The organism is Arthrospira sp. PCC 8006, assembly GCF_046480465.1.
In the GTDB taxonomy this organism is placed as follows: Bacteria; Cyanobacteriota; Cyanobacteriia; order Cyanobacteriales; family Microcoleaceae; genus Limnospira; species Limnospira platensis.
The window spans coordinates 1-23366 of record NZ_PKGG01000031.1; the positions used below are offsets into that span (position 1 = coordinate 1).

The following is a 23366-nucleotide window of genomic DNA, read 5'->3' on the forward strand; positions in this document are numbered from 1 at the left end:
CTGAAGGTCTCACCTCATAGTCTACCGGGTTTTCCCGCAGCGCCGCCATCAGTTCCGGGTTATGGTCAAATAGTGCCACAAACCTAATCTGTTGTCCGTTGGCTTCGTCTGTGAATGTGACTCTAGCAACTTGTCGTGATGGGTATTCTTGAATTCTGATGACCTGTCCCGCTTCGATTTTCTGCAACAAGTCTGTATAACTCATCGACCCAGAATCACGATTAGCCAAAGCTGGAGTCCCCAAAAGGATACTTTGGGAAATCACCCAACCCCCCAAAATCCGCCACAAATGCTTTTTGGACATGGCTGATGATTTAACTGGTTGTCCCAATCTGCTGATCCAGGAACTTTTCATATTCACATTTACCTTTGCTGTTGCCGTATCTTTTAATCTAACCATTACTGTATAGTTTAGCTTGAGATTATGTTAGCCGCCCCCACCTCAGCCATTATTAGGGGAAAGTCATCGGGTTGGACGTTCTTCTCTCCCCGGTGCTGACACCAGCCTAGAACTTGGCGCTTTGTCTGGTATTCTTATCGGTTTCGGAAAACCATCCTATAATTGAAATATATTTTTTGGGACTCAGACAGGAGAAATTTAGATGATTAATGGCGTAATCATGCAATACTTCCATTGGTACATCGATCCCGATTTGATTTTATGGAATCAACTTAAAGAAAACGCCCAAGAATTAGCCGATGCTGGTATTACCGCCCTCTGGCTTCCCCCAGCTTATAAAGGGAAGAAAGGTAAATATGATGTGGGCTATGGTGTTTATGATTTGTATGATCTAGGGGAGTTTGATCAACAGGGAACTGTCAGAACCAAATATGGCGATCGCCAACAGTATTTAGATGCCATTCATGCTGCCCAAAATGCTGGCATTCAAGTTTACGCTGATATTGTAGTTAATCATAGAATGGGAGGCGATGAAACTGAGGTGGTTAAAGCTACTCCTTTTGCTATGAATAATCGGATTCATCCAATTGGGGAAATGCGAGATATTAAAGCCTATACTCATTTTACTTTCCCTGGTCGTCAAGGCAAACATTCTGATTTTCAATGGCATTGGTGGCATTTTGATGCGGTTGATTATGATGACTTTACTAAAGATTCCTCAACCATTTATCTGTTTGAAGGTAAGGTTTTTGATGATTATGTGTCCTTGGAAAAGGGGAATTTTAACTATTTAATGGGTTGTGATCTCGATTTCCAAAATCGAGAAGTTAGAGACGAAATCACTAACTGGGCTAAATGGTATCTGGATACCACAGGAGTTAATGGTTTCCGCCTTGATGCGATTAAACATATTTCGGCTTGGTTTTTCCCACAATGGATAGAAACCCTAGAAAATCACGTCGGTAAAGACTTGTTTATGGTAGGTAAATATTGGTACAATGACCTTGATACTCTTCATTGGTATGTAGATACAGTTGGCGGTCGAATGTCTGTGTTTGATGTTCCCCTACACTATAAGTTTTATTATGCCAGTAAGTCGGGGGGTAACTTCGACATGAGAACTATTCTCGATCGCACTTTTATGCAGGAACGCCCCATTAATGCGGTCACCTTTGTAGAAAATCATGATTCTCAACCTTTACAATCCTTAGAAGCACCCGTTGAACCTTGGTTTAAACCGTTGGCTTATGCGATTATTCTGCTGCGACGAGAAGGTTATCCCTGTATTTTCTATGCTGACTATTATGGCGCAGAATACGAAGATTATGGCAGAGATGGTAACAGTTATAAAATTGTTTTACCCTCCCACCGTTGGATAATTGATAAGTTATTATATGCGCGACATAATTACTCCTACGGGGAACAATACGATTACTTCGACAACTACAATGTCATCGGTTGGACTCGTTTAGGTGATGAAGAACACCCCCAAGGTATAGCTGTGATTATGAGTGATAACATTCCTGGTCAAAAATGGATGGAAGTTGGTAAACCTAATGCTAAATTTATTGACCTGACAGAACACATCAAAGAACCTGTTTATACCAATGAATGGGGATGGGGTCACTTTTCCTGTGACGGGGGTTCTGTATCTGTTTGGGTACAGGAATAGGAATAACTGATTTCTGATGACTTAAATTAACTCGGAACCCGCCAGGATATTTGGTAGCCCCCAATATAGTCCTGGCAGATGCTATAATGTTAGTTAAAAGGTTTCCCACTCCATTGCTGCTACTGCTACAGGTGCTGGGGGGGAAGCTGGAACTGGTGAGGCTTGAACCGGATAATTTGTGAATTCCTGTTCCTTTTCTTGTAGTTGCGATCGCAATTGTTCCAACTCCTCTTGAGTCTGTTTGTATTTACTATGGGAGGACTCTAATACCTGCATGGTTTCCTGAAGTTGAGCGTGACACTTCTCTAAAAGTCCCTCCGTCTCCTCTTTTTGCGATCGCAATTGTTCCAATTCCTCTTGAGTCTGTTTGTATTTACTATGGGAGGACTCTAATACCTCCATAGTTTCCTGAAGTTGAGCGTGACACTTCTGCAAAAGTCCCTCCGTCTCCTCTTTTTGCGATCGCAATTGTTCCAATTCCCCTTGAGTCTGTTTGTGTTGACTGTGGGAGGACTCTAATACCTCCATAGTTTCCTGAAGTTGAGCGTGACACTTCTGCAAAAGTCCCTCCGTCTCCTCTTTTTGCGATCGCAGTGTTTGCAGATTTTGTCGCGCCTCGTGTAACTGAGCCTTAGTCTTATCAACTTCCTCAGCCGCTTCTTTTTGCATAAACTGAGCCTGTTTCAACTCCTCAGTCTTATTATTCAGCTTGTCTTTAGTTTCCTGTAACTCCTGTTGGACAGACCCCAGTTGTGCTTTTGACCCTTGCGCCTGTTGAACCTGAATATGAGCCTTTTCTAGTTCCTCCAATACCTCATCAAACTTCAACTGACCCTGCTGTAACTCCTGCTGAATGCTCGTAAATTTCTCTTTAGTTTCCTGTAACTCCTGTTGAACAGACTCCAGTTGTGCTTTTTCCTGTTGCGCCTGTTGAGCCTGAATATGAGCCTGTTCCAGTTCCCCCAATACCTCATCAAACTGACACTGAAGCAGGTCTAACTGTTCAGTGGCGCTGGTTAGCTGACCTTGAATAGTCTGTAACTCTTTTTGTAGCGACTCCAGTTCCGCTTTATCTGCTTCCTGCTGCTGAATTTGAGCCTTAGCCTTTTCTAGCTCCTCAGTAGTGCTAGTTAGCTTGGCTTGAGTTTCCTGTAACTGCTGTTTGACCGACTCCAGTTGTGCTTTTGACCCTTGCGCCTCCTGAATTTGAGTCTTAGCCTGTTCCAATTCCCCCAAAACCTGATTTAACTGAGAATTGAGCTCCCGTTCCAATTCTTGCTTGCTCTCCGTATCCGAGGCTGTTTCCTGCTGAATTTGATGTAACTTAAAATGAGTTTCCTCAAGTTCCCCCAATACCTCATCAAACTGACAGTTGACCTTTTCTAACTCCTCAGTAGTGCTAGTTAGCTTGGCTTGAGTTTCCTGTAACTGCTGTTTGACCGACTCCAGTTGTGCTTTTGACCCTTGTGCCTCCTGAATTTGAGTCTTAGCCTTTTCTAACTCCTCAGTAGTGCTAGTTAGCTTGGCTTGAGCTTCCTGTAACTGCTGTTTGACCGACTCCAGTTCCGCCTTGTCCGTTTCCCCCTGCTGAATTTGAGCCTGAACCTGGTCTAACTGGGTGCGAGTCGTGTTCAAACTATCTTGAGTAGTCTGTAGATCTTGTTGTAGGGACTCCAGTTGTGCTTTTTCCGCTTCCTGCTGGTGAATTTGAGTCTTAGCCTGCTCCAATTCCGCCAAAACCTGATTTAACTGAGACCGGAGCGCTTCTAATTCCTGTTGACAGTTAGTATCAGAGGCTGTTTCCTGCTGTGGAATTTGGGTCTGAGCCTGTTGGAGTTCCCCGGATACCTGTTCAAACTGAGACTGGACTCGTTCTAATTCCTCCCAAACATCACGCAATTCGGATTTAGTTTGCTCGAGTTCTTGTTGTAACTGTTCCTGAGTGGGTTTCGCCATAATGATTATCTAATTGCACAAATAAGGAATTTTGCTAACTATATGTATTCTAACGGCCGATGTTCTGAGCGAGATCTGGCAAAAAGTTGACCAGGGAGGGAAAGACGACTATCAACCCTAAAACGATAAGCTGTAGGGTGATGAATGGAATCACACCGTGATAAATGTCTTCGGTGCTGATAGACGCAGGAGCCACACCCCGTAGGTAGAATAGGGCAAAGCCAAAGGGAGGGGTGAGGAAGGATGTTTGTAAATTAGCGCCTAATACTACCCCAAACCAGACTAAATCCATATTATAGCTTTGAGCAATGGGCAGTAAAAGGGGAACTACAATAAAGACTATCTCGAAAAAATCGATAAAAAATCCCAACAGAAATACGATTAACATTGAGATGATCAAAAAGCCGATTTGACCGCCAGGAAGATTGAGAAACATATCTTTAACTATGTTATCTCCCCCTAGTCCCCGAAACACTAAACTAAAAGCTCGTGAACCTATCAGGATAAATATTACCATACTGGTGGTTCGTAGGGTGGCATCACAGGCGCGATATAGGTTATCCTTGGTCAGTTGACGGTTAAAAGCGGCTAGGATAATTGATCCTACACATCCCACGGCTCCGGCTTCTGTGGGTGTGGCTATGCCAAAAAATATACTTCCCAAGATTAACAAAATCAGTAATATGGGCGGAATTAATACTTTGATGACTCGCTGTTTGAGACCGGGTGCTGTGAGGACTTCTGTGGGTAAGGCGGGGGCGATATCAGGGCGTAACCAGGAGGCGATCGCCACATGAATAATAAAGGCGGTAGTCATTAATAGTCCGGGAATTACTGAGGCAATAAATAGGTTGCCGACGGAAACTCCTAGTTGATCTCCTAAGACTACTAAAACTACACTGGGCGGGATAATTTGCCCTAGGGTTCCTGATGCTACAATTACTCCGGTGGCGAGTCTTTTATTATAGCTGTAGCGTAGCATGGTGGGCAGGGAAATTAAACCCATAGCTATGACGGTGGCGGCGACTACTCCGGTGGTGGCGGCTAGAAGTCCCCCTACTATGATAACGGCGATCGCTAATCCTCCCCGCATTCTTCCGAATAATATTCCCATGGTTTCTAACAGGTTTTCGGCTATGCCAGTTTTTTCTAGCATTGAACCTAGGAAAATAAAATAGGGAATTGCCAGCAGTGTAAAATTGTTCATAATCCCAAATATCTGCTGTGGCATGGCTGACCATAAAATGGGATCAAATACTCCGAAAATTATGCCAATTAGGGTGAAAATTAGGGCGACACCACCCAAGGAAAAAGCCACTGGATAGCCTAATGCTAACACTATTAAAGCCACGATAAACATGGCAATACTCAACCATTCAAAATTCATGCGATCGCTGTTTAGCTTAAAATTTCCACAACCAGAAACAAAATTTTTCTATGATATCATATTCAGGTCACATATAGTTATTAACCTCCATAACTGATGATTAGCCCCCAATGCTCACTTTTGACCGGAAAACTGTATTAATAGCTACATTTTTTGGGGTTGACTTAGCCTAGGATACACCACTAGCCTTAAAGTTAACTAAAAGTTAAGACCATTTCTCTCTCACCAAGTTAGCTAAGGGTAAATGCTTAATTAAGTCTATGGGCTTGAGTAGATTTATCCATGGTAAAACTAACCTTGGTGGTATGTAATTGGTCTTAAATTTACTCAAGTAGCATCAACTCTCGGAAATTGGCTAGTAATTAAAAAGAAATTGTCAAACTTGTGATAATTTCCTGCTTCGATTAGTTCCCGTTACAACTGGTAAAATTGATATGATAAACAGAAGATTAGGGCGACGCAAGTTTTTATTGTATGGGTCGGCTACCTTGGGTGCTAGTGTACTATTAAAAGCCTGTGGTTCCCCCTCGGAAGATGCCACAACTGGGACTCCTGGAAGTGGCAGCGGCGATACGATTAAGGTCGGTATTCTCCACTCTTTAAGTGGAACTATGGCAATTAGTGAAACCACGGTTGTGGAAGCCGAACAAATGGCGATCGCTGAAATAAATGCAGCCGGAGGAGTGTTAGGAAAACAGATTGAAGCAGTAGTTGAAGATGGCGCTTCTGACTGGCCGACCTTTGCCGAAAAGGCCGAAAAACTCATTGACCAAGACCAAGTGGTTACCGTTTTTGGTTGCTGGACTTCTGCCAGTCGGAAAGCAGTTAAAGATGTGTTTGAATCCCGAAACCATATGTTATGGTATCCCGTGCAATACGAAGGGCAGGAATGTTCTCGGAATATTTTTTACACTGGGGCTGCACCCAATCAACAAATCGAACCAGCCGTCGATTGGCTATTAGAAAATAAAGGTCGAGAGTTCTTTTTGGTCGGGTCTGACTATGTGTTCCCCCGCACAGCAAACACCATCATTAAAGAACAGCTTAGGGCTAAAGGTGGCACTACCGTAGACGAAGATTATCTACCTTTAGGAAATACAGAAGTTACCGGAATTATTACCAAGATTAGGCAGGCATTGCCCAACGGAGGCGTGATTTTTAATAGCCTAAATGGTGATAGTAATGTCGCTTTCTTTAAACAGCTACAGGGTTCAGGATTAACACCGGATTTATACCCGGTCATGTCCGTGAGTATCGCTGAAGAGGAAGTGCAACAAATCGGCCGAGAGTTCCTAATTGGACATTATGCCTCTTGGAACTATTTTCAAACTGTAGAGACCCCAGAAAATCAGACTTGGGTGGAGGCATTTAAGGCTAAACATGGTCAAGACCGGGTTACTAATGACCCCATGGAGGCTGCTTATACTATGGTTTATCTGTGGAAACAAGCAGTTGAACAAGCGGGGACAGCGGACGATTTAGAAGCCGTTAGGGCGGCGGCAATAGGTCAGCAATTACAAGCCCCCCATGGGTTAGTAACTATTAATCCTAATCATCACTTATCTAAGACTGTGAGAATTGGTCAAGTCCGTGATGATGGTTTATTTGATATTATCTGGTCTTCTGATGGTCCGGTTGAACCATTAGCCTGGAATCAGTATGTTCCTAGCACCAGGGGTTATGCCTGCGATTGGACTGACCCCGCCCGTGGTGAAAGATTCCGAATGGAAGGGGTTTAAACCTTCCCAAATTAGGGGCAACTCGGAAGGGTTGCCCTTTCTTAAATAGCCTGAATCTATGTTATTTAAATCTTGAAAAATGCAAGAACTTGCGATCGCTTTTTTTAATGGCATCAGTATCGGTTCCGTCTTACTCCTCGCCGCTTTAGGACTCTCAATCACCTTTGGATTAATGGGGGTAATTAATCTCGCCCACGGGGAGTTAATGATGCTGGGTGCTTATGCCACCTTTGTCGTGCAGAATATGTTTAGACCCCTGGGAGAACCCCTGTTTAATTTCTATATATTCTTGGCTATTCCCGTTGCCTTCATTGTCGCCGCTTTAGTCGGATTATTATTAGAAAGAGGCGTGATTCGATACCTATATGGGCGACCCTTAGAAACCTTATTAGCCACCTGGGGGGTTAGTCTAATTTTACGCCAATTTGTCCGTAGTGTCAACTGGCAAATGGTAATTGGTTTGGGCTTATTTTGCCTCTTGTTTTTTGGGGGCTTATTCTTCGTTAAGCGTCGCCAGGACTGGGAGAAAATTCGCAAGTGGGCGAGGGCAGTTTTGTTAGTCTTATCTATCGGAATTTCTACAACTGCTAGTATTCTGATGGGTAACTTAGCAGGGCAAGTTTTGACCAGACCCTGGTTTAGCGCCCGAAATGTCGATGTGACCGCCCCCGCTTGGTTACGAGGAGGGTTCGCCCTAGGGAATTTTCAAGTTCCTTATGCGCGGGTATTTATTATTATTCTGGGGTTGGTATGTTTGGGGTTGATTTACCTATTTCTTAATCGCTCTAATTGGGGTTTAAGGATTAGGTCAGTAACTCAAAATCGCCAAATGAGTGCTTGTTTGGGTATCCCTACAGACCAGGTTGATGCTTTGACATTTGCTATGGGTTCGGGACTGGCTGGGGTGGCAGGTTGTGCGATTACTTTATTGGGTTCAGTCGGACCGAATACCGGACAAAATTATATCGTTGATACCTTTATGGTCGTGGTAGTTGGTGGGGTGGGAAATTTGCTGGGGACGGTGTTAGCCGCTTTAGCTATAGGCAGCTTAATTTATTTGATTGGTTCGGGAACATTGGCGTTCTTATTATCCTCTGTGGATGTTCTACAGCCTGTGGTCGATTTCTTGAGTTTCTTTGCCACAACCAGTATGTCTAAGGTGTTAGTCTTTGCGCTAATTATTGCCTTTTTGCAAATTAAACCTGCTGGCATTTTCCCGCCTAAAGGCAGAACTGCTGAGTTGTAGATGGGGATTTGATAAACCTCGAAACAATCAACATTTTTCCCATGGTTAATTAAGGTTAATTGGGTCATATATATGAATCAGGAAATCGGTAGGATCGCCCAACAAAAACAGAAGCAACAACAGCGACTCATTGAAATTGGGGTAATTATAGCGATCGCCATTATTTTAGGTGTGATTATGCCTTTAGCTTTGCCAGTCTTCAGATTAAAGCTATTGGGGCGTTTCTTATCCCTATGTATTGTCGCCCTCGGGATTGATTTAATCTGGGGATATACAGGACTGCTAAGTTTAGGACATGGCATCTTTTTTAGCCTGGGAGGATACGCCCTAGCCATGTATTTACAGTTACAGCTTCCAGAAGGTCAAATTCCCGACTTTTTTATGCTGTATGGAGTCGAAAACCTTCCCTGGTTTTGGGAACCATTTTATTCGTTTCCGTTTACCCTAGTTGCCATCTTTTTAATTCCCGGTATCGTGGCGGCAATCTTGGGATATTTGGTATTTCGTAACCGCATTAAAGGGGTTTACTTTTCCATCCTCACTCAGGCGGCTTTGCTGGTATTTTTTCATCTGTTTAACGGTCAACAAAAATATATTAACGGCACCAATGGACTCAAAACAGATACCACTATGATTTTTGGGACTCAGGCGGGTTCCCCCGCCGCCCAACTGGTATTTTATGAATTGTCGATTCTGTTGATGATCTTAATTTATTTACTGTGTCGGTGGCTGACCAGTGGGAGGTTTGGGCGTTTATTAGTAGCCATTCGAGACGATGAAAATCGGGTGAGATTTTCTGGCTATGACCCCACCGGGTTTAAGGTTTTGGTCTTTGCGATTTCGGGGGCGATCGCCGGAATTTCTGGAGCATTATATACTGTTCAAAGTGGTATTATCACCCCTAGTTTTATGGAGGTAGCCTTTTCTATTGAAATGGTGATTTGGGTAGCCGTTGGCGGTAGGGCTACCCTGGTTGGGGCGATTTTGGGAACTGTATTAGTGCGCCTCGGTCAAACCTTCCTCAGTGAACAATTCCCCCAAGTTTGGCTATTTTTTCAAGGGGCATTATTCTTAATTGTGGTGACAGTTCTCCCTAGTGGTATAGTGGGATGGTTACGAACAGATGGTTGGGAATATATGCGATCGCTCTTAGGTTTACGACAGCCTATCATGACCTATCCTCAACTAGAAGAAGACCCCGAATTGCAATTAGAACGCGAAGAACTTGAGAGTTAATATTGAGTTGATTAATTGACTGGTCATGAATATCTTAGAAATCGAAAATGTTACCGTAAATTTTGATGGTTTTAAAGCCCTCAATAACCTTAACTTTAGCATGAAAACTGGGGAATTGCGGGTAATTATCGGCCCTAATGGTGCGGGAAAAACTACCTTTTTAGATACCATCACCGGAAAAGTGCAACCTACCCAAGGACAAGTTATATTTAAGGGTCGGAATTTAGGCAATATCCCGGAATATAAAATCGCTCGGCTAGGAATTGGTCGCAAGTTTCAGACTCCCAGAGTTTATCTAAATTTGACCGTAGCCGAAAACTTGGATCTGGTGGTTAATCAAAATAAAAATGTGTTTCCTACCCTATTTCGTCGCCCTATTTCTGGAGAAAAACGAACCGTGGCGGGACTGTTGGAAACGGTGGGTTTAGCAGCCAAAGCCGAATTAAAAGCCGAATTTTTAGCCCACGGTGAAAAGCAGCGCCTAGAAATTGGTATGCTAGTGGCGCAGTCCCCCGATTTATTATTAGTTGATGAACCCGTGGCGGGACTAACTGATGAGGAAACGGAAAACGTCGGTAATTTATTGTTAGCCTTAGCGGAAAGTCACTCAATTATTGTGATTGAACATGACATGGAATTTGTCCGACAAATAGCGCGTCAGGTGACAGTATTACACCAGGGCTCAGTTTTGTTTGAGGGAAATATGGATCAGGTGCAAAATGACCCCAGAGTGATTGAGGTTTATTTAGGAAAGGAGGAGTAAGTAAAATGACATCAACTCAAGCCGATATCCAACCCCATATCATCCCATCAAACCTCATGTTACAGGTTTCTGGTGTGAATGTTTATTACGGAGAAAGCCACATTTTACGGGATGTTGATTTAAGTGTTCCGGTGGGGGAGATGGTTTGTCTAATTGGTCGTAATGGTGTGGGAAAAACCACGTTATTAAAAACCATCATGGGACTACTCAAACCTCGCACCGGACAGGTGAAATTTGCGGATGTTCCCATTACCCAAATTCCCACCCACAAACGGGCTAAATTAGGCATTGGTTATGTTCCCCAAGGGCGAGAAATTATCCCCCGCGTCACGGTGCAGGAAAATCTCCTGTTAGGCTTGGAAGCCTCTGGTAAAGCCGGGAGAGGTAAAAGAGAAATACCAGAGGATATTTTTGATTTATTCCCAGTGTTAAAAACTATGCTGTCTCGTATGGGGGGAGACCTTAGCGGTGGTCAGCAGCAACAATTAGCGATCGCCAGGGCGTTAATGGGAAAGCCGCGTCTATTAGTCTTAGATGAACCCACAGAGGGCATTCAACCTTCAATTATCCTAGAAATTGAAGCAGCGGTGCGGCGGATTATTGAAACTAGGGGAATTTCTGTGTTATTGGTGGAACAGCATTTACACTTTGTCCGCCAAGCCGATCGCTATTATGCCATGCAAAAAGGCGGAATAGTTGCCTCTGGCTTAACTGAAGATCTCAGTCGGGAAGTCATTAAAGAGTTTTTGGCGGTCTAAATGCTACCACTAATCATCTGACGTATTTCTAAGGCGGTTGCTGGGGCTAATAACACCCCGTTGCGGTAGTGTCCCGTAGCGAGTAGGACATTAGCAAAACCCGCCAAAGGACCGATAACCGGGGCGGGTCTACCTTCTGGACGAGGCCTTAACCCATGCCATTGGTGGATAATTTCCCCTTGGGCGAGGGCGGGACAAATAGCGATCGCCCCTTGGAGAATAGAATCAAGTTGTTGTGGTTGCCCTTGGACTTCCCCGCTGGGGTCTGGAAATTCCACCGTTGCACCCACCCAATATTCAGCACCCCCCAAAGGTACAATATGCACATCATCCCCAGTAATCACAGGTTGGGGATGATTACCCCCCAAAGGTTCACCACAGCGCAATTTGAGGGCTTGTCCGAGGACGGGTTTAATTGTTACCCCAGAGGGCATAGATTGGCTCTGGAGTAGGGGTGTACTCCCCAAACCCGCTGCCACCACCACCCAGTCAGCCGGAAGGCTTCCAGAGGCAGTATTTAGGCGCTGACAGAGTTTCTGACCATGACCCAACTGGGTAATTTCCCAGCCCTCGACATTAACACCAAAGTTAAATTTAGCCCCATTTTTTTGGGCGGCGGCTACTAGGGCTTTAGTTATGGTTGTGGGGTTCACTTGACGATCGCTTGGGGAATATATCGCCCCCGTGACTCGCTCACAATTAATCTGGGGATAATGCGATCGCACAGTTGGCTGATCCATTAACTCCAGGTGAAAACCTTGTTCACGGCGGATAGTAGCTAATTCCTGCCAACGATGCCAATTTTCCCCCTCAAACCCTAACATCAAAATCCCTTGGCGGTTAAAAGGAATGGCATACCCATTACAGGCTTCCAATTCAGGAATTAGGGTTTCATAGCGTGCCATACTCTCGCGCCGTAAAGCCCAAGCCCGCCCCTTGGTTTTGTGACTAATGACCCCCATTAATACCCCCAAAGCGGCGGCGGTTGACTGGGTAGCGGGTGGATGACGATCTACCACCGTGACGGTTAACCCCGACACCAGACTAAGTTCGTAGGCGATCGCCGCCCCGATAATGCCACACCCGACAATCACAACCCTAGTCATAAGCCACGCGCCTCGCCTTCCCTAACTGCCTATTCCCTAAACTTGGGGAAATTTGCTCAAAAACAAATCTAGGTCTTTCAGGGCTTCCTGATAGCTGATAGCCGCCTGTTGGCGATCGGCTTTAGCCGCCGCCTCACTCATATCCTGTAAATGCTCAAACACCTCGCGGGACAATTTGCGGGCTTCTGGTTGTTCATTGGGAAGTAGGTTCCGAACTACATAGTTCATTTCCTGAAGTACAGTACCAAAGGGACCGTGGGCAAAATTATCGATATTGATCCAGTCACCCTTTTGGATATAACTAACCAGTTCTGTGGTGGAGCGATCGCGTATAGCCGCGATATTAGACTTATACTCCTGGATTTTTTCAAGCTGAATACTGCTATAGCTGGGAGGTTCCACCGCCACGGGAGAACTGCAACCTACCACGAAGGCGGTTACAAATGCCAAAACACAAGCCAAAATTGAACGATAACGCTTCATAACCAAAATTGTTTTTTTGAAATCTGCTCCGATTTGCACAAAGCGCAAACGGTTTAACAAACCATTGTTGCAGAAAACATCTACCACAGCTTATTGAATTGATAAATTAGGCTAAACAGAAGGGAAAGCTACCCTTTGGGTCGGAATTGCTTTTCTACCAAACTGGCTATGGTATCTCTGGGCATTAACCGTGGTAAGTTGACAATAATCTGATTAGGGATACCTCCCGTCACTAGGGTAGAGTCTTTTTTGTCTAAGGTAGAGAGGGTTTCCTTCACCACTTCGGCGGCGCTGGCATAATTGTTACCAGAGCCTTTCATGGACTGGGGAAATTCGGCATTTTCAAAAAAATTCGATTCTGTCGGGCCAGGACACAGGCATAAAATCCGTACCCCTGTATCTTGATTTTCTGCCCATATAGCCTGACTAAAGTTGACCACAAAGGCTTTCGTGGCAGAGTATACAGACATATAGGGTAGGGCTTGATATCCGGCGATCGATGATACATTGACGATCGCCCCAAAGCTGCGGGCTTTCATCACCCCCAGGAATAGATGGGTCAACTCTACCAGGACCGTAACATTGAGTTGCACCATTGCCAATTGTTTAGTGAGCGATCGCTCATCCAAAGGTCCATAGTCCCCAAACCCCGCATTATTCACCAACAGATCCACCGTCTCCGGTCCCCCCTCCACCTGGTCAAAGATTACCTGTCCCGCGCCCGCTTCCGTCAGGTCTTGGCTGATTACCTGGACTTTTACCCCGTATTGGGATTGTAACTCCCCGGCTAACTTTTCCAGTTTATCTTGCGATCGGGCTACCAAAACCAGATCGCTATTTTGGCGGGCTATTTGTCTAGCAAACTCTTCCCCAATACCATAGGAAGCCCCAGTTACTAACGCTTTTTTGATTTGCATGATGTGATCTCAAAATATTACCGTTGGCGCAAAATGCCAAAAACACAAGTATACCCATGCAAAAATGTAGCATTTCCCACGGGTCCGATTTCACCATTACAGAAAAATCCCGTTAGGGGTATTTTAAAATACTCCCGAAATAGATTCGAGTCAAAATCTGGCTGGCCATAAAGATTTTCTCCCCGTCCCAAACAGGAAAACATCAGCGCCCCTTCCTTAGCTACTTCTGTAGTAGCTTCTGTCAGCTTCTGGTGGCGAGTTAGTAACCCTTTCAAGTCTTCCGCAGAAGTGCGACTATCGCGCAAATGAAACTGAATGCGTTGTCCTGGTCTAACGCGATCGCCTATAGCCATAGCCCCCACTCTGGGGTCAACTCCCATCAAATTACGAATTAAAAAATCCCCCGATTCTAAATTGGCTTTAAACTCATCGCGCGCCACACCCACAAACAACGAATTTTGAGCCAGTTGTCGGTCTTCTTCCCCCAGTTCCGCGATCAATTCCTGTAGTGCTTCTAAAGGCGCGACTTCGTCGCCACAGTTAATATTCAGACCATCAGTTTCCGAACATTTCTGCACCGTTAAGATAATATTTCTTTCCCCTTCACTCACCCGATAAGGCTCCCCAATGGGACGACATCCCTGAGCCACAATAGTTTCTAAGACAATATTTCCCGTTAAGGCCACTCCCACAGCTTCAGCAGAGTACATCTCGCCCTTACAAAATACAGCCGTCGCCCGACCCATCATCCCAGAACTAGCTAATCCTCCCACCTTCGGCGATTCTGGATAGGCATAATCTAACCCTTGTAGGAGATCATTAATCTTCCCATAAAACGGGTCAATCAACACAATAAATTGAGGGTCATTTTGGGGATGAACCCCAATCAATTCTACCCAGTCCTCTGGGGGGTTATCTAAATCAGGTAGATCATTGGTAGTTAGATGAAAAGGACAAATATCAACCCCCGGAAGATGGGCTAAACATAAGCCTAATGCGGGTTTACCCTCGATTTCTTTTACCTGTGTTTCCGTCTGCATACCAACTATACCGCCACCTGTACAGCCAATTAGCACCCGCACCGAAAGCTGTTCCGCTAATAATGGCATGAGTCTGGGATAATCACTGCTAAACGCCGAAGATATAAACACCAAACCTAGATCCGGCGACGATTTCAGCGATTCTTGACATTTTTTAACTACCTCCGTCACTGCTGCTTCCAAGGATGGACGAGTGGAAATCGCGCTGACCCACTCCATGGGTCCTGTTGTATTTATCATTATCCTAAAGTTGCTATCACTTGATTTATGGTGGGTTACGAGAAATATTAAAAGATTACTTCCGATTTTGGGTTGACGCTTTCGAGTGATCTATTACAAACTATGGGCAGCCTAAATTTATCTGATGCAGGGAACTATCTCAATCATTGCCTGCTATCATAGTTGATTGGGTCAGGCTTTTGGTAAAATTTGTAAGATTGGACAAGAGGTTATATGAACAACGACATTAACGAAATCATCGAAAAAGAACGGGAAGAAGCCCGTAACGTCTGCGATACTCAAGGGGGAACCTCCCCAGAGTGCGCGGCGGCTTGGGATGCTGTAGAAGAAGTTCAGGCGGCGGCGGCTCACAAAAAGCAAAAACCCCAGAAAAGCTCTTTTGAGGTTTATTGTGACAATAACCCAGAAGCCGCAGAGTGCCGGCTTTACGACGATTAACTGCCCCTGGTTTACCTAACTCCCCTAGCCTTGGCTAAATCGCCATGCTAGGGGGCATACCTGACCCATAATGGGTCATATTTTTTCGGTTTTGGGAAAACTGACCGAAATGGTCTTGGGTCGCTCCTGCACGGTCTCAGCACTCTCTATCAAAATATAATGTTAAACCCCATCATATCCATAGCTGCTACTCCGTCAAGTCTGGAGACTTGGGTTTGGATGGATTACAGACTCGCGGTTATATTTACGGTTATCCTTCCCCTAATTTTACTTATTTGGGCTCTGGTGGAAAAGCTGGAGGTTATCACTCACCTGTTGATTATCTATTGGCGGGTCGCTAGTCTGTTGATGATTACCCTTTATCTGATGATCGCTGCTATCCCCATAGGTTTTATTTGTGCGATCGCTTCTCGTATCCTCATCCCAGTTAGTTTATGGTTTTGGGTCGATCTCAACGAAGAAATCGAGGATATGCAGCCTTCCCCCTTAAAATTGACCCTCACCAGTTGGCGATGGGCGATTACTGTTTATAATGCGATCGGGGCCCTCATTTTTCTGCCTTCCCTTCGCTGCGCTTTTTTCAGCGCTGAGAATTTATTGGCTGACCCCGGCTGTAGAATTTGGCTTGACCCCCCTTGGATGTATAAACAGATTTTTCATCCTGGTTGGAATCCCCCATTTTTGGGCTTTTTGGCAATTGTCGGCCTCTTAATTTATGTCGGATGTTTTGCCTATTTTGTTGTCATTCGTCTCGGAAGACAGGGACGTTCGGCTACCGGAAATTAGTCTCATGCAAGATACCTTAGAAAATTACACCAAAAACCATCCTGGGGAAGTTTTGCTCGTGCGGGTCTCAGTTGACGGAGAATTAGMTGAAATTGCCATTTTTAAGGGTTTTTCTAGTTCTCTCATGCGACCTACTGCTTTTGACCCTGATATTCCCGTTTTACCTGACCATGCCCAAATTTTGGAGATAGATCGCCTCCTGAGTCCCTATGACCCCGCCAATCCTAAATATATTCAACGAGGATTGACTTGGGATACAATGCAAAGCCTACTCTAGCCACTTTTTCCCACTTCCATGATCACCCCGCACCATCACCTTGTTATAATTGGATGATCGAGCAGGCAATCAGGGGCTATGCAAAATCAACCTTCCATTAAACAAGCTAGGCTGGGTGATCCAGAGGCGATCGCATCCATCATTCAACACCTACTCCCCCTTGAGGATACCACCGTTTACACCCAGCTCAAAAATGATTATCTCGAAATCACCCTAGAGTCTCCAACACTTCCTCATCAAGATTATTCCGTTGATTTAGTTAAACAAATTATTAGTAAAATTCAGCCTCAAAATATTACCAACATTGTAGTTCAAGGTCGAGAATTAGCGCAATTTCACCCCGCCTGGACTCAATGTATTGACATCACTCAAACCCCCCCTCATAAACCACCTAAGCCAGCAGCATATCCCTTTAAATGGCCCCGATGGTTCCCTTATCCTAGTTCCTGGTTAAGGACAACTGGCTTATTTTTATGGGCTTTTCTGGTCTTGACTATTTTCGCGCGCTTTGGGGGTTTTTGGAGTTCTTTTATCTATGACATATCAAATAATCATCACCTAGCATTATTTATTTTAGCCAGTAGCTTAATTTCAGCAATTGCCGTTTTTTCATATAGCCATCATTTCATAACATCCGCTTTTAAAAAACCTCGCAAATTCTCCAAATATCCAGGTTCACAAAGTATTTGGGAAGGCATACTAGCTGTAATTATCTTATGTATAGCTACATTAGTCTTTTTGATAGTTGTTGTGCCTTTTTATCCTGACCAATGTTACAGTTACAGCTCTTATTGTGAGTTTGTAGTTAGTTCAGGTATGTTTATTTCCTTTATTTCAACCCTGTATTTATATCAGGCAGAATTCTTAATTAGAAAGCACATTTCTCGCCAACAAATATTAAAATTTGCCTCCATTGCCGCCGTTTCATGTACCCTTATTATTAGCTTGAACATAAGTTATAGAAACTTGGCATACATCAAAGGTATAGTCAACAATATTGTCACAAATTCCCAAAGCCTAATCGCTACCACAACCCAACAAACAACAGAACCCCTAATTAATTCCGAACCCCCACCAGAAGCAGAGATAGAATCATCCCCAGAACCCCCACCAGCAGTAGAGATAGAATCATCCCCAGAACCCCCACCAGCAGCACAGATAGAATCATCCCCAGAACCCCCACCAGAAGCAGAGATAGAATCATCCCCAGAACCCCCACCAGCAGCACAGATAGAATCATCCCCAGAACCCCTAGTTAATTCAGATCCCTTTGCTGAAGCCGTCCGCAAAGCCACAGAAGCAGCTAATTTGACCCAAACTGCTCAATCACAACAAGACTGGGAAACCATCAGCAAAAATTGGCAACTCGCCAGCCAACTCATGCAGCAAGTCCCCTTTAATGACCCTAATTATCTAACTGCTCAAGATCGGGCTGTTCTCTATTACAATAACTATAATTATAGCCAGACCATGGCAACTCAAGCCACCAGATGATTGATAAGAAAAGGCGATATCATGTAGGGGCGCGCCTCCGCTGTCAATTATATTTGCCAACCAGAAGATTAATAAACCCGCCCTCACCCACCATTATCAATTATATTTGCCAACCAGAAGATTAATAAACCCGCCCTCACCCACCATTATCAATTATATTTGCCAACCAGAAGATTAATAAACCCGCCCTCACCCACCATTATCAATTATATTTGCCAACCAGAAGATTAATAAACCCGCCCTCACCCACCATTATCAATTATATTTCCATACAGTAGGCGGGTTGATTGATGTTAGTTAACCCGCCCCTATGGGACTATTTACCCTTTTGTTGATTTTTCGCCTGTTCTAAGGCGATTTCTTTCATGGCTTGGAATGAATTAGAATTAGAGGAACCTTCGATCGCCTTCACCGCTAAATCTTGAACTTGCTTGAGGGCTGAGTCTAGTTGTTTAGAGATGCTTTGAATGCGATTTTCTTGATTGCTAATAGTTTCACTGAGGGATTTAACTCGCAGTTCGTAGAACTGTTTTTGACCTTCCACTTCTTTACCCCATAAATCAGCCTTAATTTTGGCTTGATAATTGCCGATATTCCGCCCCATTTCCTTGCCTTTTTTAATGGCATCTTCCAGGTTTTGCTCAAATTCTGCCACCTTGGTTTTAACTTCTAAATGTTCTTGTTCCCGTTGAGCGATCGCTGTTTCTGTTTCTAACCATTCTTGCTGCTTTTCCTGTTGAAATTCCTCAAGCTGTTTGTAAAGTTCAGCCTGATTTTGTTGATATTGTTCTTGGTCTAAGTCTCGCTCAAGTTGCAGGTTATATTGATAAGTATCCTGGTCGCGCTCCCGGTTTTTAGTCTCCGTCTGATTGCGTTCTTTAACTAACTGTTGATGTTCTTCTTTTTCCTTCTTCCATGTGGCTTGTTGTCGTTCCCATTCCAGTTCTAAAGTCTCGCGGCGATCGCTTAATTCCTGCTCAAATTCTTTAAAACTCTCATGATACTGCTGAATCAAAACATCTAAAGTATCATCACTTATTGACTCAATATTATGCAATTCTAGCAAATGCTGTTCCGCCTCTGCTACCCCATTTTGTAATTCTTGCAGTCGGGTAGCTTCTGACGTTAACTGGTCTGATAATTCACTAATTACCCCCCCAAAACTTGACTGAAGTATAGTTAAATTATCTAGGGTAGATTGCAATTTTGACTTATTGGACTTAGGCGGTTGTGCCGGTGGTGTAACCGTCTTAACTGCTGTAGCTGCTGGGGGTGGCGGTGGTGGCGGGGGCGCGGCGGCGGGGGATTTACTAGCCTCTGCTTTCAGGGATTCCTGTTCTTTTTGCAGTTCATGATAGGCTGCTAAAATTTCCGCTTTGGTGTTGCGATCGCTGATTTTTGCCATGATAATTATTCTCCGATTTTTCCTAGTTAAATTTTCCCGAAATTATTGATTGTTACGATTACTAGAAAATGCTCTCATTGCCAAATCTTGAGCCTGTTTCATGGTTTCCTGCAATTGTGCCGACAAATTCGTGATTTGTTCATTTTGTCGCTCAATAGTTGCTTCTAATGATGCCACTTGCAATTGATATCCCTGTTGGTTAGATTCCCATTCCTTAGCCAACAGATCCGCCTTAACTTTTGCCTCGCGAGTAGCTTCTTGAATCGCCTCTTCTTTCGCTTTATTTAAAGCCTGTTTTAACTCTTCCTCAAAGGTAGCCACCCGTTGGCGATCGCTCTCAAATTTAGCCTGTTCCGCATTCAAAACTTTTTCCCTTTCCCGCCAATTTTTCTCATGTTCTTTAGTAGTTTCCTCAATTTCACGTTCTAAGCGACGCTTCGCCTCCTCATATTGATCAGTTTCAATTTGTCGCTGGCGCTGTAAATTATAATTATAATCCTCCACTTCCTGCTGACGATGTTTAGCCATATTTTCTTGATATTCAGCCGCAGCAGCTTCCCAGTCCTCTTCATCTTTTTCCCATAACTTCCGTTCCCTAGCCATCTCTTTTTCCAGGCTTTCTTGACGTTGGCTCGCTTGTGTCTCTAGCAAGTTCATCTTTTCTTGATGTTCTTGGGTTAAAAGATGCAAAACATCAGCCACCACCCGGATTTTCTGGAGTTCCTCCAGTTGCTGAGATTGAATACTAATGCCGCGTTTAATAGCATCTAATTTAGCAGATTCGGTTTCTAGTTTTTCCGAAAGTTCCGTGATTACACCACTAAAATCTAGCTGTAAATCTGCTAATCCTTTCACCAAGCTATCAACCGTATAAGTCGCCGCCTGTTCCAGAACCTGTTTCCGTTTTTCCCGTTCGGCTTGTTCTTCTTTGGTCGCTACCTTGGAAACTATATTTTGGCGATCGCTAATAATTTTAGAGAACGCCGCCATAATTTGAGACTGGGTTTCTAAAGATGCTAATTTGCTCATGATTTGACCTCGCTCATTTTAGAGTCATAAAATCACCCGACAATTGCCAACTTAACCCTCGTGGTTATCGACAAATCTCCGGATTTTAGCGATACTTGGATCTGAGTTTTTCGGCTGCTCACTTATAGCGGGTTGCTCAGGGTTTAAAGTTGCTAAAATGGCGCGACAATTCGGGCAGCGATTACCTTCCCATCAATAGCAACCATCAATTAATCCCATTAGCAAAGACTTCAAACGTTGATTTTCTTCGAGAACAGCCTGATAGTTTGTCTGAATGGATTTTACCACAAAACTAATATGTTGCAAATCATCAGATAGACTAGAGATATCTTCTAGGGTATGATTTCGGAGGCGATCGCTTAAACTCAAGTTTTGCAGCAGTTGACGTTCCCACAAATCCTTTCGCGTTAACCGGACTACATTTTTCATCAGATATCCTCTAAATTTTCACTTCCTAACCCTCCCCTCGGTCAGGGGAGAGTTGAGCTATCAATCCGATTCAATCCCTAAGACACTGCTACCGGAACTTGTTGATCATTAGCCGGAGGTAACATCATCTCATTGTCGCGATCTGAGGGGGAATGAGCCGCCATCAAACAAGCCACTTCATGGGGTGACAAATTATCCAAACAGATCATTTGTCGGGTTCCTTCCAAGTCAATCATACGGGACAGGTTAGCCCCATCAGCTAAAACCGCCGCCGCCTGTTCTAAAATCGACCAATCACTACGTTCGACCCAAGACCACTTTAAACTATAGTAATTAATCGGCTTTACCACTCCATTTTCATCAGGTTTCTGACCAGAATGGCGGACAAATTCCGGCACAAAAATCCCCATAGCGGGTTCTACACCTTGGCTTTGTACAGAAGCCACCAAGCGGTTAAAATCACTGAGAGAGCGACTTTTAATATAGGTGACCAGTACAACACCTTGGGGAAGTTCTCCCGATTCAGCCACAAACCAAATTTGTCCCCATAATGTGTTGTTAGTTTGCCCTAAACTGCCAAAAAATTTGCTAAACTTGATAATCGTCATCGAGCATTTAGAGCCATATTCTTCATCTCCAATCATCCATTTTCCCGATTGGCAATTATTGCGAACAGCGATAGGCATTTCCGGCACTAGCATCGCTTCTTTGTGCTTACTTCCAAATACAGAAATTGTGGGTTTTTCGTTAGTTTTAGTCATGGTTATATTTAGGTTGTGAAAATTTGGACAAAATCAGCGTTTAGCGAATCACAGAAACTGTCTTTTCTGGTTCCGGATAAGTAGATAACGGTTGGGGTTGTGCTTTCAAAATCTTTAGGACAGCGATCAGTTTCTCTAAGGTCTCCGTATGAGCCGCTGTAAAGTGAATGCTAAATCCTGTACCATCGCGCGTATAACCAGGACAGACTAGGGACGCTGAACCTAGTTCCTCATGGGTGGCAATATACAGCCAGTCGCGATCATTGAGTTGGTAATGGGTATCAGTCCAAGTCCTAAGCATGGGATCTGTCCTCCGGTTCGCCATTTGACCCAACATCTGGGAGCCTTTGACTCTACATCTAGGGCATGATGTGGTTGAATTGACAGTTGAGCGCTATCAGTAGAGCCTAAAGGGTTGATGCTTTGTTCAACTACATCTATACTAACAAGTGTTGATGGTTTCGTCAAGTGGCAAGTTGAAATTTTATCAAAAATCATGGGTCTAAAACCCCGCCCTAGAAGGGCGGCTTTCACTTAGCCAAGCATTTTGTGCTATGGTAAACACGATAGAGTCTGTTCGAGCCATGCTTGTTCTCGAGTTCAAAGTTCAAGGGAAGTCCCACCAATACGCAGCGATTGAAGAAGCGATCCGAACCGCACAATTCGTTCGTAACAAAGCACTACGCTATTAGATGGACAACCGAGGTGTTAACAAATACGACCTTAATAAATACTGTCGAGTCCTTGCTCGAGAGTATGACTGGGCTCGAGAACTCAACAGTACGGCTCGTCAAGCTTCGGCCGAACGTGCCTGGTCTTCAATTTCTCGTTTTTTTGAAAACTGCCGCCAGCAAGTTCCCGGCAAGAAAGGATATCCCCGGTTCAAGAAAAACAGTCGTTCTGTCGAGTACAAAAACTCCGGTTGGAAGTTACTCGACCCTAAGCATATTGTATTTACCGACAAGAAAGGCATCGGACGACTCAAGTTAATTGGAACTTGGGATTTGGCGTTTTACGGTACAGAACAAATCAAACGGGTTCGGCTGATTCGTAGAGCAGATGGCTATTACGCACAGTTCTGTGTCAAAGTAGACGTTCGAGAAGAAATCGAACCATCAGGAAATACCGTGGGTTTAGATGTCGGACTCAAGGAATTCTACACTGATTCAAACGGACAGACCGAGGCGAACCCTAGGTTTTATCGAAACGCCGAGAAAAAGCTGAAACGCGCTCACCGAAGGGTGAGCCAAAAACAGAAAGGCTCTGCCAACCGAAAAAAAGCCGTTAATCGACTCGGGCGAACACACCTCAAAATAAGTCGGCAACGTGAAGAACAGGCCAAGAGACTGGCGCGTTGCGTAATCCAATCTAACGATCTGGTGGCCTACGAAGATTTGAGGATTAAGAATATTGTGAGAAACCACTGTCTGGCCAAGTCCATTTATGATGCTCTTTGGTATCAGTTCAGGAAATGGTTGGAGTATTTTGGGGTAAAATTCGGCAAGATTACCGTAGCGGTAAACCCTGCTTATACCTCTCAAAACTGCTCGAGCTGCGGCACGATTGTCAAGAAAAGTCTCTCAACTCGAACCCATATTTGTCAGTGTGGGTGTGAGTTAGACCGAGACTATAACGCAGCCATCAACATTCTGAAGGCTGCCTTAAGTACCGTAGGGCATACGGAAACTTAACGCTTCTGGAGATTTGACCGCTACTTTGGTTGGTGCAAACCTGTCAGAGCAAGTCGAGTCGTTGAAGGAAGAATCCCCACGCCTTTAGGCTGGGGAGTGTCAATCAAGGTGTC

The 23366-nt window shown here is 44.3% G+C and carries 22 protein-coding genes and 1 pseudogene; 11 read left to right on the forward strand and 12 right to left on the reverse strand.

What is annotated here, in order from left to right; translation table 11 throughout:
- On the reverse strand, window positions 1–355 hold a 355-nt coding region (locus B9T16_RS07275), incomplete at its 3' end, for an ATP-dependent metallopeptidase FtsH/Yme1/Tma family protein (protein ID WP_410244436.1).
- Between the two features lie 247 nt (window positions 356–602).
- Between B9T16_RS07275 and B9T16_RS07280 the strand changes: the two genes are divergently transcribed.
- Window positions 603–2072: an alpha-amylase gene (locus B9T16_RS07280; RefSeq protein WP_006616192.1), complete on the forward strand. Its 1470-nt coding sequence runs from the start codon at window positions 603–605 to the stop codon at window positions 2070–2072.
- A gap of 93 nt (window positions 2073–2165) precedes the next feature.
- Here the strand turns inward: B9T16_RS07280 and B9T16_RS07285 are convergent, their stop codons facing one another.
- The gene (locus B9T16_RS07285) at window positions 2166–4028 is read right to left on the reverse strand and encodes a hypothetical protein (RefSeq protein ID WP_035735719.1); all 1863 of its coding nucleotides are present in this window, start codon (window positions 4026–4028) and stop codon (window positions 2166–2168) included.
- 49 nt (window positions 4029–4077) lie between these two features.
- Window positions 4078–5415, reverse strand: a complete 1338-nt coding sequence (locus tag B9T16_RS07290) for a TRAP transporter large permease subunit (protein WP_006618028.1) — start codon at window positions 5413–5415, stop codon at window positions 4078–4080.
- A gap of 434 nt (window positions 5416–5849) precedes the next feature.
- Here B9T16_RS07290 and urtA point away from each other — a divergent pair, with 434 nt between their 5' ends.
- From urtA to urtE, 5 genes are all read left to right on the forward strand, one after another.
- Window positions 5850–7154: an urea ABC transporter substrate-binding protein gene (gene urtA / locus B9T16_RS07295; protein ID WP_006618029.1), complete on the forward strand. Its 1305-nt coding sequence runs from the start codon at window positions 5850–5852 to the stop codon at window positions 7152–7154.
- A 79-nt stretch (window positions 7155–7233) separates the two neighbouring features.
- Complete coding sequence (urtB, locus tag B9T16_RS07300) at window positions 7234–8400, forward strand: urea ABC transporter permease subunit UrtB (RefSeq protein ID WP_006618030.1); 1167 nt, start codon at window positions 7234–7236, stop codon at window positions 8398–8400.
- 72 nt (window positions 8401–8472) lie between these two features.
- Window positions 8473–9636, forward strand: coding sequence for an urea ABC transporter permease subunit UrtC (urtC, locus tag B9T16_RS07305; RefSeq protein ID WP_006618031.1), 1164 nt, complete (start codon window positions 8473–8475; stop codon window positions 9634–9636).
- Between the two features lie 25 nt (window positions 9637–9661).
- A complete protein-coding gene (gene urtD / locus B9T16_RS07310; protein WP_006618032.1) occupies window positions 9662–10399 on the forward strand; it encodes an urea ABC transporter ATP-binding protein UrtD in 738 nt (245 codons plus the stop codon).
- A 56-nt stretch (window positions 10400–10455) separates the two neighbouring features.
- Complete coding sequence (gene urtE / locus B9T16_RS07315; protein ID WP_006618033.1) at window positions 10456–11157, forward strand: urea ABC transporter ATP-binding subunit UrtE; 702 nt, start codon at window positions 10456–10458, stop codon at window positions 11155–11157.
- Here the strand turns inward: urtE and B9T16_RS07320 are convergent.
- The 4 genes from B9T16_RS07320 to B9T16_RS07335 are packed head-to-tail and all read right to left on the reverse strand — an operon-like array spanning window position 11154 to window position 14922.
- Window positions 11154–12263 (reverse strand): NAD(P)/FAD-dependent oxidoreductase, encoded by a 1110-nt coding sequence (locus tag B9T16_RS07320; protein WP_014277341.1) that lies wholly within the window; start codon window positions 12261–12263, stop codon window positions 11154–11156. The two genes, urtE and B9T16_RS07320, sit on opposite strands and share 4 nt — an antisense overlap.
- Before the next feature lie 36 nt (window positions 12264–12299).
- Window positions 12300–12833 carry a photosystem II protein PsbQ gene (gene psbQ / locus B9T16_RS07325; protein ID WP_235181436.1) on the reverse strand — a complete coding sequence of 178 codons (534 nt, stop codon included), beginning with the start codon at window positions 12831–12833 and terminating at the stop codon, window positions 12300–12302.
- A 41-nt stretch (window positions 12834–12874) separates the two neighbouring features.
- Complete coding sequence (locus B9T16_RS07330; RefSeq protein ID WP_006618036.1) at window positions 12875–13663, reverse strand: SDR family NAD(P)-dependent oxidoreductase; 789 nt, start codon at window positions 13661–13663, stop codon at window positions 12875–12877.
- Between the two features lie 17 nt (window positions 13664–13680).
- The gene (locus B9T16_RS07335) at window positions 13681–14922 is read right to left on the reverse strand and encodes an FIST N-terminal domain-containing protein (protein ID WP_006618037.1); all 1242 of its coding nucleotides are present in this window, start codon (window positions 14920–14922) and stop codon (window positions 13681–13683) included.
- A 234-nt stretch (window positions 14923–15156) separates the two neighbouring features.
- On the opposite strand from B9T16_RS07335, the gene B9T16_RS07340 reads away from it, so the two are divergent.
- From B9T16_RS07340 to B9T16_RS07355, 4 genes are all read left to right on the forward strand, one after another.
- Complete coding sequence (locus tag B9T16_RS07340; RefSeq protein ID WP_006618038.1) at window positions 15157–15381, forward strand: Calvin cycle protein CP12; 225 nt, start codon at window positions 15157–15159, stop codon at window positions 15379–15381.
- 219 nt (window positions 15382–15600) lie between these two features.
- The gene (locus B9T16_RS07345; protein ID WP_006618039.1) at window positions 15601–16167 is read left to right on the forward strand and encodes a DUF3177 family protein; all 567 of its coding nucleotides are present in this window, start codon (window positions 15601–15603) and stop codon (window positions 16165–16167) included.
- 4 nt (window positions 16168–16171) lie between these two features.
- On the forward strand, window positions 16172–16444 hold the full coding sequence (locus B9T16_RS07350; protein WP_410244437.1) for a hypothetical protein: 273 nt from the start codon (window positions 16172–16174) through the stop codon (window positions 16442–16444).
- A gap of 78 nt (window positions 16445–16522) precedes the next feature.
- Window positions 16523–17938: a hypothetical protein gene (locus tag B9T16_RS07355; protein WP_315642762.1), complete on the forward strand. Its 1416-nt coding sequence runs from the start codon at window positions 16523–16525 to the stop codon at window positions 17936–17938.
- A gap of 316 nt (window positions 17939–18254) precedes the next feature.
- Here the strand turns inward: B9T16_RS07355 and B9T16_RS07360 are convergent, their stop codons facing one another.
- The 5 genes from B9T16_RS07360 to B9T16_RS07380 all read right to left on the reverse strand — a co-directional run bounded on the left by B9T16_RS07360 (window position 18255) and on the right by B9T16_RS07380 (window position 21863).
- Window positions 18255–19343, reverse strand: coding sequence for a hypothetical protein (locus B9T16_RS07360; RefSeq protein WP_035737883.1), 1089 nt, complete (start codon window positions 19341–19343; stop codon window positions 18255–18257).
- Window positions 19344–19385: 42 nt separating this feature from the next.
- A complete protein-coding gene (locus tag B9T16_RS07365; RefSeq protein ID WP_006616309.1) occupies window positions 19386–20372 on the reverse strand; it encodes a hypothetical protein in 987 nt (328 codons plus the stop codon).
- 192 nt (window positions 20373–20564) lie between these two features.
- Complete coding sequence (locus B9T16_RS07370) at window positions 20565–20801, reverse strand: hypothetical protein (protein WP_006616310.1); 237 nt, start codon at window positions 20799–20801, stop codon at window positions 20565–20567.
- Window positions 20802–20878: 77 nt separating this feature from the next.
- Window positions 20879–21562 (reverse strand): hypothetical protein, encoded by a 684-nt coding sequence (locus B9T16_RS07375; protein ID WP_006616311.1) that lies wholly within the window; start codon window positions 21560–21562, stop codon window positions 20879–20881.
- Window positions 21563–21602: 40 nt separating this feature from the next.
- The gene (locus B9T16_RS07380; RefSeq protein WP_014277349.1) at window positions 21603–21863 is read right to left on the reverse strand and encodes a hypothetical protein; all 261 of its coding nucleotides are present in this window, start codon (window positions 21861–21863) and stop codon (window positions 21603–21605) included.
- A 283-nt stretch (window positions 21864–22146) separates the two neighbouring features.
- Between B9T16_RS07380 and B9T16_RS07385 the strand changes: the two are divergent.
- Window positions 22147–23341, forward strand: a pseudogene (locus B9T16_RS07385) (RNA-guided endonuclease InsQ/TnpB family protein).
- Window positions 23342–23366 lie beyond the last annotated feature (25 nt).

Bases quoted from the DNA above. Each gene is read 5' to 3' on its own strand.
- urtC (WP_006618031.1), top strand. From the start codon at position 8,473: ATGAATCAGGAAATCGGTAGGATCGCCCAACAAAAACAGAAGCAACAA.
- B9T16_RS07335 (WP_006618037.1), bottom strand. From the start codon at position 14,922: ATGGAGTGGGTCAGCGCGATTTCCACTCGTCCATCCTTGGAAGCAGCA.
- B9T16_RS07290 (WP_006618028.1), bottom strand. From the start codon at position 5,415: ATGAATTTTGAATGGTTGAGTATTGCCATGTTTATCGTGGCTTTAATA.
- urtE (WP_006618033.1), top strand. From the start codon at position 10,456: ATGTTACAGGTTTCTGGTGTGAATGTTTATTACGGAGAAAGCCACATT.
- B9T16_RS07340 (WP_006618038.1), top strand. From the start codon at position 15,157: ATGAACAACGACATTAACGAAATCATCGAAAAAGAACGGGAAGAAGCC.
- B9T16_RS07280 (WP_006616192.1), top strand. From the start codon at position 603: ATGATTAATGGCGTAATCATGCAATACTTCCATTGGTACATCGATCCC.
- B9T16_RS07320 (WP_014277341.1), bottom strand. From the start codon at position 12,263: ATGACTAGGGTTGTGATTGTCGGGTGTGGCATTATCGGGGCGGCGATC.
- B9T16_RS07285 (WP_035735719.1), bottom strand. From the start codon at position 4,028: ATGGCGAAACCCACTCAGGAACAGTTACAACAAGAACTCGAGCAAACT.
- urtD (WP_006618032.1), top strand. From the start codon at position 9,662: ATGAATATCTTAGAAATCGAAAATGTTACCGTAAATTTTGATGGTTTT.
- B9T16_RS07330 (WP_006618036.1), bottom strand. From the start codon at position 13,663: ATGCAAATCAAAAAAGCGTTAGTAACTGGGGCTTCCTATGGTATTGGG.
- urtA (WP_006618029.1), top strand. From the start codon at position 5,850: ATGATAAACAGAAGATTAGGGCGACGCAAGTTTTTATTGTATGGGTCG.
- B9T16_RS07365 (WP_006616309.1), bottom strand. From the start codon at position 20,372: ATGAGCAAATTAGCATCTTTAGAAACCCAGTCTCAAATTATGGCGGCG.
- B9T16_RS07345 (WP_006618039.1), top strand. From the start codon at position 15,601: ATGGATTACAGACTCGCGGTTATATTTACGGTTATCCTTCCCCTAATT.
- B9T16_RS07360 (WP_035737883.1), bottom strand. From the start codon at position 19,343: ATGGCAAAAATCAGCGATCGCAACACCAAAGCGGAAATTTTAGCAGCC.
- B9T16_RS07380 (WP_014277349.1), bottom strand. From the start codon at position 21,863: ATGCTTAGGACTTGGACTGATACCCATTACCAACTCAATGATCGCGAC.
- B9T16_RS07370 (WP_006616310.1), bottom strand. From the start codon at position 20,801: ATGAAAAATGTAGTCCGGTTAACGCGAAAGGATTTGTGGGAACGTCAA.
- B9T16_RS07355 (WP_315642762.1), top strand. From the start codon at position 16,523: ATGCAAAATCAACCTTCCATTAAACAAGCTAGGCTGGGTGATCCAGAG.
- urtB (WP_006618030.1), top strand. From the start codon at position 7,234: ATGCAAGAACTTGCGATCGCTTTTTTTAATGGCATCAGTATCGGTTCC.
- B9T16_RS07375 (WP_006616311.1), bottom strand. From the start codon at position 21,562: ATGACTAAAACTAACGAAAAACCCACAATTTCTGTATTTGGAAGTAAG.